The sequence below is a fragment of the Brevibacterium sp. K72 genome (assembly GCF_050562175.1).
In the GTDB taxonomy this organism is placed as follows: domain Bacteria; phylum Actinomycetota; class Actinomycetes; order Actinomycetales; family Brevibacteriaceae; genus Brevibacterium; species Brevibacterium casei.
This window is the reverse complement of record NZ_CP191582.1, coordinates 2,781,477-2,794,288: the sequence shown is the minus strand read 5'-3', so window position 1 is coordinate 2,794,288 and position 12,812 is coordinate 2,781,477. Positions and strand designations below refer to the sequence as shown.

14 protein-coding genes are annotated in these 12,812 nt (G+C 69.3%); 6 read left to right on the top strand and 8 right to left on the bottom strand.

Features of this window, described 5'->3' with window-relative positions; all coding sequences use genetic code 11:
* Nucleotides 1-6: 6 nt before the first annotated feature.
* Nucleotides 7-1,233, bottom strand: a complete 1,227-nt coding sequence (locus ACQ1RG_RS12570; protein WP_144589058.1) for a molybdopterin molybdotransferase MoeA — start codon at nucleotides 1,231-1,233, stop codon at nucleotides 7-9.
* 38 nt (nucleotides 1,234-1,271) lie between these two features.
* Here ACQ1RG_RS12570 and moaA point away from each other — a divergent pair, with 38 nt between their 5' ends.
* Together moaA and ACQ1RG_RS12560 are read left to right on the top strand one after the other, a co-directional pair.
* The gene (gene moaA / locus ACQ1RG_RS12565; RefSeq protein ID WP_144589060.1) at nucleotides 1,272-2,360 is read left to right on the top strand and encodes a GTP 3',8-cyclase MoaA; all 1,089 of its coding nucleotides are present in this window, start codon (nucleotides 1,272-1,274) and stop codon (nucleotides 2,358-2,360) included.
* A gap of 8 nt (nucleotides 2,361-2,368) precedes the next feature.
* The gene (locus ACQ1RG_RS12560) at nucleotides 2,369-2,614 is read left to right on the top strand and encodes a MoaD/ThiS family protein (protein ID WP_144589062.1); all 246 of its coding nucleotides are present in this window, start codon (nucleotides 2,369-2,371) and stop codon (nucleotides 2,612-2,614) included.
* 15 nt (nucleotides 2,615-2,629) lie between these two features.
* On the opposite strand, the gene ACQ1RG_RS12555 is transcribed toward ACQ1RG_RS12560, so the two are convergent.
* Both ACQ1RG_RS12555 and ACQ1RG_RS12550 read right to left on the bottom strand, forming a co-directional pair.
* On the bottom strand, nucleotides 2,630-3,745 hold the full coding sequence (locus tag ACQ1RG_RS12555; protein WP_144589064.1) for a HesA/MoeB/ThiF family protein: 1,116 nt from the start codon (nucleotides 3,743-3,745) through the stop codon (nucleotides 2,630-2,632).
* Nucleotides 3,746-3,755: 10 nt separating this feature from the next.
* A complete protein-coding gene (locus ACQ1RG_RS12550) occupies nucleotides 3,756-4,937 on the bottom strand; it encodes a molybdopterin molybdotransferase MoeA (RefSeq protein WP_144589066.1) in 1,182 nt (393 codons plus the stop codon).
* Nucleotides 4,938-5,029: 92 nt separating this feature from the next.
* On the opposite strand from ACQ1RG_RS12550, the gene ACQ1RG_RS12545 reads away from it, so the two are divergent.
* On the top strand, nucleotides 5,030-5,875 hold the full coding sequence (locus ACQ1RG_RS12545) for a CPBP family intramembrane glutamic endopeptidase (protein WP_063250647.1): 846 nt from the start codon (nucleotides 5,030-5,032) through the stop codon (nucleotides 5,873-5,875).
* A 6-nt stretch (nucleotides 5,876-5,881) separates the two neighbouring features.
* Here ACQ1RG_RS12545 and ACQ1RG_RS12540 read toward each other — a convergent pair whose 3' ends face one another.
* Nucleotides 5,882-6,706, bottom strand: coding sequence for an MFS transporter (locus ACQ1RG_RS12540; protein WP_259787674.1), 825 nt, complete (start codon nucleotides 6,704-6,706; stop codon nucleotides 5,882-5,884).
* Nucleotides 6,679-6,987, bottom strand: a complete 309-nt coding sequence (locus ACQ1RG_RS12535; protein ID WP_259800961.1) for an MFS transporter — start codon at nucleotides 6,985-6,987, stop codon at nucleotides 6,679-6,681. Before ACQ1RG_RS12535 ends, ACQ1RG_RS12540 begins: the two co-directional genes overlap by 28 nt.
* A gap of 135 nt (nucleotides 6,988-7,122) precedes the next feature.
* Here ACQ1RG_RS12535 and ACQ1RG_RS12530 point away from each other — a divergent pair, with 135 nt between their 5' ends.
* Nucleotides 7,123-7,881, top strand: coding sequence for an ArsR/SmtB family transcription factor (locus tag ACQ1RG_RS12530; RefSeq protein ID WP_082835002.1), 759 nt, complete (start codon nucleotides 7,123-7,125; stop codon nucleotides 7,879-7,881).
* Nucleotides 7,882-7,944: 63 nt separating this feature from the next.
* On the opposite strand, the gene ACQ1RG_RS12525 is transcribed toward ACQ1RG_RS12530, so the two are convergent.
* Both ACQ1RG_RS12525 and ACQ1RG_RS12520 read right to left on the bottom strand, forming a co-directional pair.
* Nucleotides 7,945-9,414 carry a peptide MFS transporter gene (locus tag ACQ1RG_RS12525; RefSeq protein ID WP_144589072.1) on the bottom strand — a complete coding sequence of 490 codons (1,470 nt, stop codon included), beginning with the start codon at nucleotides 9,412-9,414 and terminating at the stop codon, nucleotides 7,945-7,947.
* 137 nt (nucleotides 9,415-9,551) lie between these two features.
* Nucleotides 9,552-10,883, bottom strand: a complete 1,332-nt coding sequence (locus tag ACQ1RG_RS12520; protein ID WP_144589098.1) for an MFS transporter — start codon at nucleotides 10,881-10,883, stop codon at nucleotides 9,552-9,554.
* Nucleotides 10,884-11,134: 251 nt separating this feature from the next.
* Between ACQ1RG_RS12520 and ACQ1RG_RS12515 the strand changes: the two genes are divergently transcribed.
* Both ACQ1RG_RS12515 and ACQ1RG_RS12510 read left to right on the top strand, forming a co-directional pair.
* Nucleotides 11,135-11,548 (top strand): phage holin family protein, encoded by a 414-nt coding sequence (locus ACQ1RG_RS12515; RefSeq protein ID WP_063250628.1) that lies wholly within the window; start codon nucleotides 11,135-11,137, stop codon nucleotides 11,546-11,548.
* 97 nt (nucleotides 11,549-11,645) lie between these two features.
* The gene (locus tag ACQ1RG_RS12510) at nucleotides 11,646-11,873 is read left to right on the top strand and encodes a hypothetical protein (RefSeq protein WP_095375886.1); all 228 of its coding nucleotides are present in this window, start codon (nucleotides 11,646-11,648) and stop codon (nucleotides 11,871-11,873) included.
* 75 nt (nucleotides 11,874-11,948) lie between these two features.
* Here ACQ1RG_RS12510 and ACQ1RG_RS12505 read toward each other — a convergent pair whose 3' ends face one another.
* A complete protein-coding gene (locus ACQ1RG_RS12505; RefSeq protein ID WP_313450261.1) occupies nucleotides 11,949-12,812 on the bottom strand; it encodes an alpha/beta fold hydrolase in 864 nt (287 codons plus the stop codon).

Below are 12,812 nucleotides of genomic sequence, written 5' to 3'. Positions count from 1 at the left end.
TGAGGTTCAGTCGATTGTCCACGTCTTCAGCCTATCCCCCACGGGCGCGAAGAGCCTGTCGGACTCGGGTGCGTCGACGGGAGGGAGGAAGACGAGGTGGGTGCTCTCCGCATAGCTGTGGAGCAGGTGGGAACGGGAGCCGCCGACGAAGACGATGCCGTCGTCGGTGAGGCGGGCGCGCCGGACCTGGAGTTTGCCCGCCGGCGTGGTCTCGTCGAGTCCGGCCGCCAGCCGGTGGTGGGCGGCGGGACGGGCGTCGGCTTCGGCATCGAGGCCGAGGAGAGCCGGTCGGAGGAACATCTCGAAGCTGATGAGCGCGCTCACCGGGTTGCCGGGCAGGGCCACCCAGGCCCGTCCGGCCAGCCGACCGCACCCTTGGGGCCCGCCCGGCTGCATGGCGATGGGTTCGAAGACCATTGCCGAGTCCGGGTCGAGGTCCGCGGCGAGCCGGACGACTTCGCGTGCGCCCTTCGAGATCCCGCCGGTGGAGACGACGAGGTCGGCGTCGGTGGCGGCGACGGCCTCAAGGAGCAGACGCGGATCGTCGGGTACGCGCAGCCTCTCGACCTCGGCGCCGAGGCGGAGCAGCCCCGCGGTGAGGGTGACCCCGTTGGCGTCGTGGATGCCGGCGTCGGCACCGTCGGCGACCTCGTCGCCGGTGGAGACGACGAGGATCCGCGGCAGCGTGACGACGTCGAGCTCCCCCACCCCGCAGGCGGCGGCCACGCCGAGGCGGGCGGGAGTGAGTTCGGCACCGGCCCGGAGCACGGTGGTTCCGACCCCGACGTCGCTGCCGCGGCGGCGGACGAAGGCACCGGGCTCGACAGTCTCGGGATCGAGGTCGACGGTGATCTCCGCGGCACCGAAGCGACCCGGCTGCGTCGCCTCGATGGGAACGATCGTGTCCGTGCCCGGCGGCAGCGGGGCGCCGGTCATGATCTCGACGGCGGTGCCCGGGGCGACCGGGCCCCCGTGGACCCCGGCGGCGACCTGGCCGGTGACGGGAATGGGGCCGATGCCGTCTGCGGCTGCCGCGCCGCGCAGCGTGTCGGCGGCGACGGCGAAGCCGTCCATGCTCGAATTGTCGAAGCCGGGGACGTCGATGCCGGTGACGACGTCGGCGGCAAGCCGCCTCGGCACGGTGAGCAGCTCGGACAACGGACGGTTCTCGGTCCCCAGCAGCGGAGAGATCGTCTCACCGACGCGACGACGATGCATGATGGCGCTGGTCATGGGACGATGATAGCGAAGGGAAAGAACAAGGAGGACGTATGCGGAAGGTCAGTCTCCCGACCCCGGTCCTGAGGACTCCGACTCTCGATCCGGGAACGACGTTCACGGGGCACGCGGAGGATTCGCTGCTCGACACCTTCGGTCGGCGTGCCCGCGACCTGCGCATCTCGCTCACCGACTTCTGCAATCTCCGCTGCAGCTACTGCATGCCCGCCGAAGGCGTCGAGTTCATGCCCCGCGACGCCGCGATGAGCGCCGAGGAGATCGTCCGCTTCGCCCGCATCGGCGTCGAGCGCTTCGGTGTCGACCAGATCCGGTTCACCGGCGGCGAACCGCTCACCCGCCATGACATCACCGACATCATCGCCGGGGTCGCCGCCCTGCGACCGCGGCCGAACATCGCCCTGACGACGAACGCGATCGGGCTCGACAACCGTGCCGAGCGGCTGCGGGACGCCGGCCTCGACCGGATCAACGTCTCCCTCGACACGATCGACCCCGACACGTTCGCCGAGATCACCCGCCGCCCCTTCCTCGACCGTGTCCTCGCCGGCATCGACGGGGCGAAGGCCGCCGGCCTCGATCCGGTGAAGATCAACGCCGTGCTCCTGCCCGGCCTCAACGACCACCAGGCCCCCGATCTCCTCCAGTGGTGCCTGGAGAACGACCTCTCCCTGCGCTTCATCGAGCAGATGCCCCTCGATGCGGGGCATTCGTGGCAGCGGTCGACGATGATCACAGCCGCCGATGTCTTCGCCCTCCTTGAACCGCGGTTCGTCCTCACCCCCGACTCCCAACCGCGCGGCGGCGCCCCGGCCGAGACGTTCACGGTGGCTTCCCGCGAGGATCCGGAGACGATCCTCGGCAGAGTCGGCATCATCGCCTCGGTCACCCGCCCGTTCTGCGCCGACTGCACGCGCACTCGGCTCACCGCGGAGGGGCGGGTGCGGACCTGTCTGTTCTCCCGCACCGAGGTCGACCTCCTTGCGGCCCTGCGGTCAGGGGCGAGCGACGAGGAGATCGCCAATCTGTGGAAGGGAGCGCACTGGGCGAAGCTCGCCGGGCACGGCATGGACTCCGAGGACTTCACCCAGCCGCAGCGACCGATGAGCGCGATCGGAGGATGAGAGCACCCGTGAGCACAGTCAGCGTCCGGTTCTTCGCCGCTGCCCGAGAGGCGTTCGGCACCAGGGAGTCGACCGTCGAGGCGTCGACCCTCGACGACCTCGTCGCGGTGCTCGCCGATGGCGCCTCCGCCGAGGCGGTCACTGTGCTCTCCCGGTCGTCGTTCCTCGTCAACGCCGTCGCCCGCCGGGACCGCGCCGAGGCGCTGCACGACGATGACACCGTCGACGTGCTCCCGCCGTTCGCCGGCGGCTGATCGGTCCGCGCCCGCTCAGCCCACCGGCGAGGCGTCGGTGCGTGAGAGATAGGCGAGGTAGCCGCCGGAGACGGTGACGACGTCGAAGCCGCGGCCCCGCAGCTCGGTGGCGGCCCGCGCCGAGCGCACACCCGAGCGGCAGTAGAGGGCGATCCGTCCGGTCTCCGCCTCGTCCTCGGACCCGAGGAGTTTCGCGGGGTCGGCGAGCAGGGCCTCCATGGGGATGTGCTGCGCGCCGGCGACAGCACCGGCGGCAACCTCGGCGTCCTCACGGATGTCGATGAGACGATCCTGCGGCCCGACCTCGTCCCACCCGATCGCCGCCGCCTCCGTGTCGTCGCTCGGTGCAGGCACCTCGGGAGCGGGTGCACCGGCCGGTGCCGCACGGTGCGCGTCGAGGCTCGTCACCGGTGCCCGTTGCGGGTCGCGGGCGACGGGGATCGTCTCCCAGGTCGCGTCGAGGCTGCTGTGGATCGCCACCGCATCGCGCAGCGGGGTCCCGATGCCGGTGAGCACCTTGATCGTCTCCATCGCCATCGCCGAGCCGATGCTTCCGCACAGGGCACCGATGACGCCGGCGGTCGCGCAGTCGGGCACCGACCCCGGTGCGGGCACGTCGGGGAAGAGGTCGCGCAGGGTCGCACCGTGGCGGGCGTCGAAGACGGCGACCTGTCCGTCGAATCCGAGGATCGTGCCCCACACGAGCGGGATGCCGAGGATCTCGCACGCATCGTTGGCGAGATAGCGGGTCGCGAAGTTGTCGCTGCCGTCGACGACGATGTCGGCGCCGGAGAGGATGTCCTCGGCGTTGGCGGCGGTGAGCAGGACGGGATGGGTGACGATCTCGATCGTCGAGTTGAGTCCCTCCAGCCGCTCGGCCGCCGAATCGACCTTGCGCGCACCCACGCCGTCCTCGGAGTGGATGAACTGCCGGTGGAGATTGCTCAGCTCGACGACGTCGGGATCGACGATGTCGAGACGCCCCACACCGGCCGCCGCAAGATAGGTGAGCACGGGGGCACCGAGTCCGCCGGCGCCGATGACGACGACGCGAGCGGCGAGGAGGCGATTCTGCGCCTCGGCGCCGAATCCCCGCAGGCGGATCTGGCGCGTGTAGCGGGAGAGGTCCATGCCCTCCAGTCTAGAACCCGGTTCCGGTCGGGAGGATGTCGACGGCGTCCCCGTCCTCGATGCCACCGGGGGCTGGAGGCACCCTGAGGATCGCGTCGGCGGCGGCGAAGTCGCGCAGCCGCGCCCGTGCCGCGGGGACGACACGGCCGTCGACGGCGATGGTCGCGGGCACGAGCGAGACACCCCGGCGGTGTCCGGGCAGGGACGGCCCCTCGTAGACGGCGCGACGCCAGCAGTGGGCGAGCACGGTGCCGGTGAGCAGGGGCAGGGCGAAGAGGTGGAAGGAGAGGTACGCGCCGGCGGGGGTGCCCGGGAAGTGGAGCAGCGGTGTGCCCGCCCGCTCCCCGTGTCCCTGCGGTCCCCCGGGGCGCTGCCCGAGGCGGAGGAACTGCGAGGACTCCCCCTCCAAGGCGGCACGGACGACCTCGTAGGCACCGGCGCTGATTCCCCCGGTGGTGATGACGAGATCGACGCCAGGCAGGAGACCGTCGAGGACGGCGAGGAACTCTGCCGGGTCGTCGCTGCTCGTCGCCGGCTGTGCGGTGAGACCGTGGGATTCGAGCGCGGCGACGAGCATCGGCAGGTTGGAGTTCGGGATCCGCGGAGCGTCCTCGCCGGGTTGGAGTTCGTCGCCGGTGACGACGAGTCCGACCCGCAGCGGCCGGGTGACCTCGACCGCGTCGATGCCGAGCATCGCGAGGGTCCCGATCCCTGCGGCGCCCAGGCGCTGCCCCCCGAGGGCGACGACGTCGCCTGCCGCGGTGTCCTCCCCGACCGCACGGATGTTCCACCCCGGTCCCTTCGAGTCCGGGAGTCCGGTGACGGTGATCGCCTCCGGGATCGTGCCCGTGCGCTCGGCGTCGGTGAGCTCGACGGGGACGACCGCCTCGGCGGATGCGGGCACCTGGGCACCGGTCATCACCCGCACGGCGCAGCCGCTGGGGATCTCCATCGGCAGGTGCCCGGCCGGGATGTCGCCGCGCACCGGCACCGACTCCCCCGTCCGTGCCCGGTCGAGGGCGAGGGAGTCGAGGGCATATCCGTCCATCGCCGAGGTGGCGAACCCGGGGATCGGGGCGGGGGCGGCGACGTCGCGGGCGAGGAGCCGACCGACCGCCTCGGCGAGCGGAACGGTCTCCGCACTCGCGGGCAGGTCCCTGGCGATGAGCCGGGAGTAGTCCTCAGGTTCCACACACGTCCTTTCGTCTCCGATGATCCTAAGACCTGCCCTGGGCGGGTGACGAATGCCCGCCCCGGCCGAATGTCTCCACTAGAGTGGGCGACGTGGACGACGTGACAGACGAGACCGCGGAGCAGAGGTGGAGCGTCGTCTCCCTGCCGGGTCTCTCAGCCGTTCTCATCGCAGTCTCCGCGGTCATCCTCTTCGGCATCGGCACGGATCTGCCCGAGATCAAGGCGTGGGGGTATGCGCCCATGCTCGCCGGTGTCGGGCTCGCGTGGACGACGACGCTGAGCTTCGCCCGCGACCTCACCGTCATCGCGGGGGCGCTCGCACTCATCTCCGCGATCTCCGTCGAAGCCGACATCTCGTGGGGCAACATCCTGCGCATGGGCCTCGTGCTCTCCGCCGTCGTCGTCATCCCCTTCCTCATCACGCGGTACTGGTTCAAGGAGAAGAGCATCGTCTACCCGCGGCGGCACGGGGTTCCGTGGTCGAAGCTCGAATGGGCGTGGCTGGTCTTCGTCGTCGTCGTCGCGTGGGCGGTCCTGCCCCAGTACTTCATCCGCACCGGCGTCTACCTCAACTGGCCGGCGGTGACCGAATGGCATGAGATCCTCCGTCTCTTCATCGGCGTCAACGCCGTCGGACTCTGGGACGAGCTCTTCTTCATCTGCACGGTCTTCGCGCTGCTGCGTCGGCACTTCGACTTCTGGACGGCGAACGTGCTCATGAGCATCATCTTCGTCTCGTTCCTCTGGGAGCTCGGCTACCGGTCGATCGGCCCGCTGCTGACGATCCCCTTCGCCCTCGTGCAGGCGGTGATCTTCACTCGGACGAAGTCGCTGCCGTACACGGTCACCGTCCACCTTCTCTTCGACGCGATCGTCTTCCTCACGATCGTCTCCGCCCACCACCCCCAAGCGCTGCCGATCTTCATCGGGGTCTGACCGGCCTCAACGACGCCACCGGTTCCGTCCGAAGCCGATGAAGACGAGGACGGCTCCGGCGATCCACCAGAGTCCGGCGGTCATCCCGGTGCGTTCGAGGAGCGGGCCGCCCGTCGTGTGCAGTGTCGCGATGCCGCCGACGGCGACACCCACGCTGGTGCCGAACTGCCGGAACGCGTTGTTGAGACCACCGGCGAGTCCTGGGCGGTTCGGCCAGGCGGCCATGGTCTCACCGACGATGGCGGCGGTCATCAGGCCCAGGCCGATGCCGATCCCGAGCAGACCGGGGATGAGGCCGGGCACGCCGGGCACCCGGCCCAGGGTGAGGAGACCGACCCCGCCGATGAGCAGGCCACTGCAGGCGACGGCGCGGCGGCCGCAACGGGTGACGAGTCTGCCGGAGGCCGGTCCGAGGATGACGAACGGCGCGGTCGCCAGCAGCAGGATCGCTCCTGCGGGGCCGGCTGCGAGGTGCAGCTCGTCCTGGAGGTGGACAGTGACGACCTGGAGCGTTCCATTGGCGCCGCTGGTCATGACCGCGGCGACGATGACCGAGACGACCAGTGAGCGCAGACTCTCCGGTCGCCCGCGCTCGTCGGCCGCATCGCCGGCGGGGAGCAGCCGTGCGGTGCCTAAGAGCGCCGTGAGGACGAGAGGCACGTTGACCCAGAACACCGCCCGCCAGTCCAGGGCCGCGACGAGCAGCCCGCCGACGCCTGGTCCGATCGCGGTCGCCACCGCACTCACCCCTGACCATATCCCCAGTGCTCTTGCTCGCGGTGCCGGTTCCGCCCACGTGGTCGTCAGTGCGGCCAGCCCGGCCGGCAGCATCGCCGCTGCCGCGATGCCCTGCGCGCCGCGGGCACCGTCCCCCACGACCATCCGATTGCCCCGAGCCCGGAGGCCGTTGCGAAGACGACCAGGCCCCAGAAGAGCACGCGGCGCGGCCCGAGGCGATCGACGAGCCACCCGGCCGGGAGCAGCCCGAGCGCGAGCGGCACCGTGTAGGCATCGACGAGGAGCGACCACTGGCTCCTGGGAATGTCGAACGCGCGACCCAGGCTGGGTTGGGCGACGTTCATCGACAGCACGTCGAGCAGGACGAGGAACATCGGCACGCACAGCACTGTCAGCAGCAGCGGACTCCCGCTTGTCGACTGTGTCGGTGGGCATGGCTTCATGGACACCATCCTCGGACAGGGATCGTTCGACGGCGATCGAACGATGGCGAAGGGATACTGGTGGGCATGGAAGCACAGCCCGATCTCGCCGGGGTCGCGGAACTGTTCGCGGATCGCTCTCGCGCCCGGATGCTCATCGAGCTCGTCGACGGCGCCGCGCGACCTGCCGGTCACCTCGCACGGATCGCCGGAGTATCCGCATCGACGGCGAGCTCGCACCTGGCCCGCCTGGAGGCCGCTGAGTTCGTCACCGTCGAGGCGTCCGGGCGGACCCGGCGCTATCGCATCACCGATCTGCGTGTCGTCGCCGCGATCGAAGCTCTCCTTCCGCTCGCGAAGACCGAGCGCCCGGTCGGTCTGGCCACCGTGGACAGATGGCAGCGACTGCGGGTCGCACGATCGTGCTACGACCATCTCGCGGGAGGCCTCGGAATCGACCTGCTCGCAGGTCTCCTCGAACAGGACGCTCTCACCCGCGGCGACGGCGTCGACGGCCCCGCGCCCGCGGCCGCCGATCAGCTGAGCAGCCGGGTCGCGACCGCACCGTACGCGCTGGGTCCTGCCGCCGAGGCGATGTTCGGCCGGATCGGCATCGACCTCGCCTCTCTCCATGCTCGGCGGCGACCGTTGATCCGGGTGTGCATGGACTGGTCGGAACAGCGCCACCACCTCGCCGGGGGACTCGGAGCCGAGATCATGACCCGCATGACCGGCCTGGGCTGGATCGCCCGACGAGCCGGCAGACGAGACCTCCGTGTCCTCGCACCCGAGGCGATCGCGAACTGGCTCACCGGAGCGCCCGCGCACCCCCACACACCGAACTGAGAACGCCGCCCTCCCGGAGATCCGGGAGGGCGGCGTCGGACGAACGCTGTGCGGTTCGCTGAGTCAGCGGATGCCGCGCAGGGCCTTGAGCATCGGCTTCGTCAGCGTCAGCGCAAGGAGTCCGAGGACGACAGACGTGCCGCCGATCGACGTCCAGTAGGGAACCTGGTTCGCGGGATCGAAGTAACCGCCGAGGACACCCGAGAGCGCGGTGCCGACACCGGAGGCAAGGAAGAAGACCGCGATCATCTGCGACTGGAACACCTTCGGGGCGACCTTCGTCGAGAACGACAGGCCCACCGGGGAGATGAGCAGCTCACCGAGGACGAAGACGATGAGGATGAGCACGACCCAGAGCAGCGGCGTCGAGTTCGCCGGCGCATCCGAGAACGGCAGGAACATGAGGAAGCCGATGCCGATGAGGACGAGCGAGAGTCCGGCCTTGATCGGCGTCGAGGGCTGCCGGGTGCCGAGCTTCATCCACAGCGAGGCGAGCACTGGGGCAAGCACGATGACGAAGAACGCCGGGATGAGCTGGATCCAGTTGATCGGCATCTCCCAGCCGAAGATCGAACGGTTGAGCTGACCGTCGGAGTAGACGGTGAGCACGCCGAAGATCTGCTGGTACATCGACCAGAACACGACACATGTGAGGAAGAACGGGATGAAGGCGAGGACACGCGAGCGCTCGTCGGCGTTCGTCTGCGGCGAGGTGCACATGACGATGACGTAGCACGCAGCGGCTCCGGCGGAGATGCCGGCGATCCACCAGTCGAGGTTCTCCGGGGTGATGAGGCCGGTCATCCACAGCAGCGCTGCGAGGACGACGGCGGCGACGACGGCGAGGACGAAGAGGTAGACCTTCGACTTCGGCAGCGGATTGACCGCGACCCGCGACTCGGCGGGGAGGTTCTTCCGGCCGGTCGCGTAGATGATGAGACCGAGGGCCATGCCGACGGCGGCTGCGCCGAAGCCGTAGTGGAAGCCGATGTTCTGCTGGAGGAGACCGGTGATGAGCGGTCCGAGCAGGGCGCCGATGTTGACGCCCATGTAGAAGATCGTGAAGCCGGCGTCACGACGCGGGTCCTTCTCCTCGTAGAGCTCTCCGACGAGCGCCGAGGCGTTGGCCTTGAGTCCACCCGAACCGAGGGCGACGAGGATGAGGCCCACGGCGACGCCGCCGAAGCCGGGAACGAGCGCGAGGGCGATGTGACCAGCCATGATGATGATGGCCGAAGAGAAGAGGACCTTCTCCGCCCCGAGCAGGCGGTCGGCGACCCACGCGCCGAGGATCGTGGCGAGGAAGACGGCACCGCCGTAGGCGCCGACGATGCCGACCGCAGTGGCCTGCGGAAGACCGAGTCCGCCGTCGGTGACCTTGAAGTACAGGTACAGGGCCAGGATGCCGTTCATGCCGTAGTAGGAGAAGCGCTCCCACAGTTCGAGGCTGAAGAGCTGCATGAGCGGCAGCGGGTGTCCGAAGAACCGCGTATCGCTCGAGACGACCTCAGTCGTCCTTGTGCTAGAAGACATATCGTGCTTTCCGTTGTGTCATGTCATCACGCATTCTGAGGCGTGATTCACTCTGAACAGTCGGTCATCCTACTCCCACGACATGGCTCAGAGCACACTTCGGCCACTCTGGGACGCGGCGTCCCAACAAGCGGAATCTAGGTGTGAACCACGTCTCGTTTCCGGGTCCGGAAGCGCACGAGGAGGTTGGCCAGACCCGCGCTGAGGACGACGAGGGCGGCAGCGATGGGGACGATGATGGCCGTCTCCGTTCCGGCCTCCTCGGCGAGGATTCCGCCGACCGCGGAGGCCACGGACTGGCCGACGATGATCGCGGACCCGGCCATCGACATCACGGTCGCCGAACGGCCGCGGGGACTGCGCTCGGCGGCGAGGCTGAAGAGGGTGACGAGCGTGGGACCGATCGCCGTGCCCATGAGGAGGAGGCCGACGACGACGGCGGGCATCGACGTCGAGACGGCGAGGACGATCGTGCCGGCAAACAGGAGCGGGGCGAAGCAGAGCCAGCGTGCCCAGAGGGCGAAGCGCGGGGAGAAGAGGGCGACGGAGATCGCGAGGAGCGCCGAGCCGATGCCGAGCACGCCGTAGACGAGTCCCGCCTGTTCGGGCCGGCCGAGATCGTTCATGAGCGAGGTGAGCGAGGTCAGGGTCGACCCGAAGACAAGACCGATGCCGAAGACGCCGGCGATGACGACGACGATGCCCGAGGTGAAGAGCCCGCGCACGGGTCCCTTGGTGCCTGCGCGGTTCCGGCCGTTCGCGGCGAGGCGACCGCTGGGGTGGAGGGCGAAGCCGGAGACGAAGACGACGGTCATGACGACTGCACCGATGATCGGTGCCACGGGAGAGAACCCTGTGGCGAGGAGCCCGACGATGAAGGGACCGAAGACGAAGACCACCTCGTCGGCGGCTGACTCGTAGGCCATGGTGCCGTTGAGGACCTTCGCCTGCCGTCCGCCGGGCAGGCGGGCGAGGATGATGTCGACGAGGCGGGAGCGCGACATCGGCGAGACCTGTGGGGCGGTGGCGCCGATCGCGAAGGAGGCGATGAGGACGACGGCGTCGGGAAGCGGTGAGAAGACGACCCACGCGAGGAAGATCAGGGCGAGGCTGTTGAGGGTGCCGACGACGAGGAGGACGGGGCGCTGCCCCCACCGGTCGGCGGCGGCGCCGATGAAGGAGCCGAAGATCGCGGTGCCGAGCCCGACCATGGCGGAGTTGAGTCCGCCGAGGCTCAGCGATTCGCGACCGGCGACGACGAGGGTGAGGACGCCGACGACGACCATCGCATAGGGCAGTCGGGCGAGGAAGGCGAGCGGGAAGTAGCCGAGGCCCACCGCGGAGAGGAGGGTGGGCGATGAGGCCGGGCCCGCGGATTCGGCGGTGCCCTCGGATTCGGCGGGGCCCGAGGTCGGGGCCGGGAGACCTGCGGTCGGGGACTGCGGTCGGAGCGGATCGGTGTGCGGCATGGCAATCGTCATTTCTGCCTCGCCCCATCGGCGAGGATCGGTGCCGCCGTGGTGGACTGCTGCACAGCACTCGGTAGATGCACGTCGAAGTGGGGTTCGCCCACCACCCTACCCGGTGACGGCCGACATGGGGCATTGATCTCTGTCACGGAAACCTGTCACGGACCCCTGTCACAGAAACGGTCGGTCCGGACACGGGTTTCCCACGCCCGACTCAGAAAGGACGCAGACCAGTCTGCGAGGATACGAGCATGAACTTCCTCTTCCGAGTCGGCATCAATGCGTTCGCGATCTGGGTTGCCGCATGGATCCTTCCCGGCGTCGCCATCGAAGGCAACAGCGTCGTCGAGGAGCAGACCGGACCGATCGCCGCGACGATCGTCTCCTACCTCGTCATCGGCCTCATCTTCGGACTCGCCAACGCATTCATCAAACCCATCCTCAGCGTCCTCTCCGCCCCGATCACGTGCCTGACCCTGGGCCTGTTCTCGATCGTCATCAACGCCGCGATGCTCGCCCTGACAAGCTGGCTGAGCGGGTTCACGCCCTTCGTCTTCACGATCGACTCGTTCTTCTTCCAGGCGATCCTCGCAGCGATCATCGTCTCGATCGTCTCCGCACTGCTCGGGTGGCTCGCCCCGGACAGCAGCCGCGACCGCGACTGAATGCCTGGGTCCGGCTCTCAATGCCGGGGTCCACTCTCTACGGCATGTAGACTGATGGCCGATCGACCATCACCCGTTCCACCGCTCGGAGGAGAATATGTCCAACCCTGTCGCGCAGAGAAGCCAGAGCAAGGCGAACTTCGCTGACGTCGTCGTCTTCATCGTCGCCTTCGCGCTCTTCATCTTCTCCATCTACCTCTTCGGCGCGGCCTTCTCCTCCCCTGTCGGCACGGAGTTCTGGGTCTTCTGGGCCGGTCTCCTCGTCGCGGCGGTGGCCTTCATGCTGCCGATGATCTACCACTGGATCGTCGACCGCCGGTCCTGACCCGAGTCGACTGCCGGTCCTGACCCGGCTCCCCGACTGCGCGACTGACCGCGCCGTGGCCCGTCCGCGGCGCGGTCAGTCGCGTTCGCGGGCGAATTCCTCGATCGCCGAGGCGGCCTCATCGGGGCGCTCGTAGTGCACGAGGTGCCCCACCCCGGGAAGTTCGACGAAGCGGACATCGGGCAGGCCGGCGACGACCCCGCGGGTGACCTCGATCGGGGCGATCGCGTCGCTGTCCCCGGCGATGACGAGCAGCGGCATCGTCAGGGAGTCGGCCACCTCGGTGACGGTGTGTGCGACGGAGACGTCGAAGGCCTCGGCCAGGGACGCCCGGTCGCTGAACGTGGAGAAGTACCTCGCGTGCTGGTCGTGGATGTAGCGGCGCAGACCGCGATCCCGGGTCGTCGCCATGACCTCGCTCATCAGCCGCACGATGAGCGGATGGCCGAGCAGGGCGCGCCCCGCCGATTCGGGCAGGCGCGCCCCGAGAGCGTAGTAGAGGCGGGTGAGGGCGGTGAGCACGCGCGCCGACCCCTCGAGAGCCGGCGAGGTGATCGGATTGATGAGGACGAGCTCGTCGACCGTCGTCGGCCGCCTCGCCGCGAGGTGGGAGACGAGGATCGAACCGAAGGAGTGCCCGACGACGATCGGGCGCGCACCCCAGCGGTCGGCCGCCTCGGCGATGAGGGCCTCGAGGTGATCGAGATAGGACTCGAGGCTCAGGCCGTCCTTGAGGGGCGGATTCTCCCCGAACCCCGGCAGATCGGGGACGATGACGGTGCGCTGCCGCATCGCTGCCGCGATCCGGTCGAGTCCGTGGTGGTCGCCGCGGAAGCCGTGGACGATGAGGACCGGTCGACCGGTCCCCCGTCCGGGGTGGACCCACACCGGGGTGGGGTGACCGGCGACATCGAGGTCGAGCCTGTGGGCCGGCTCCAC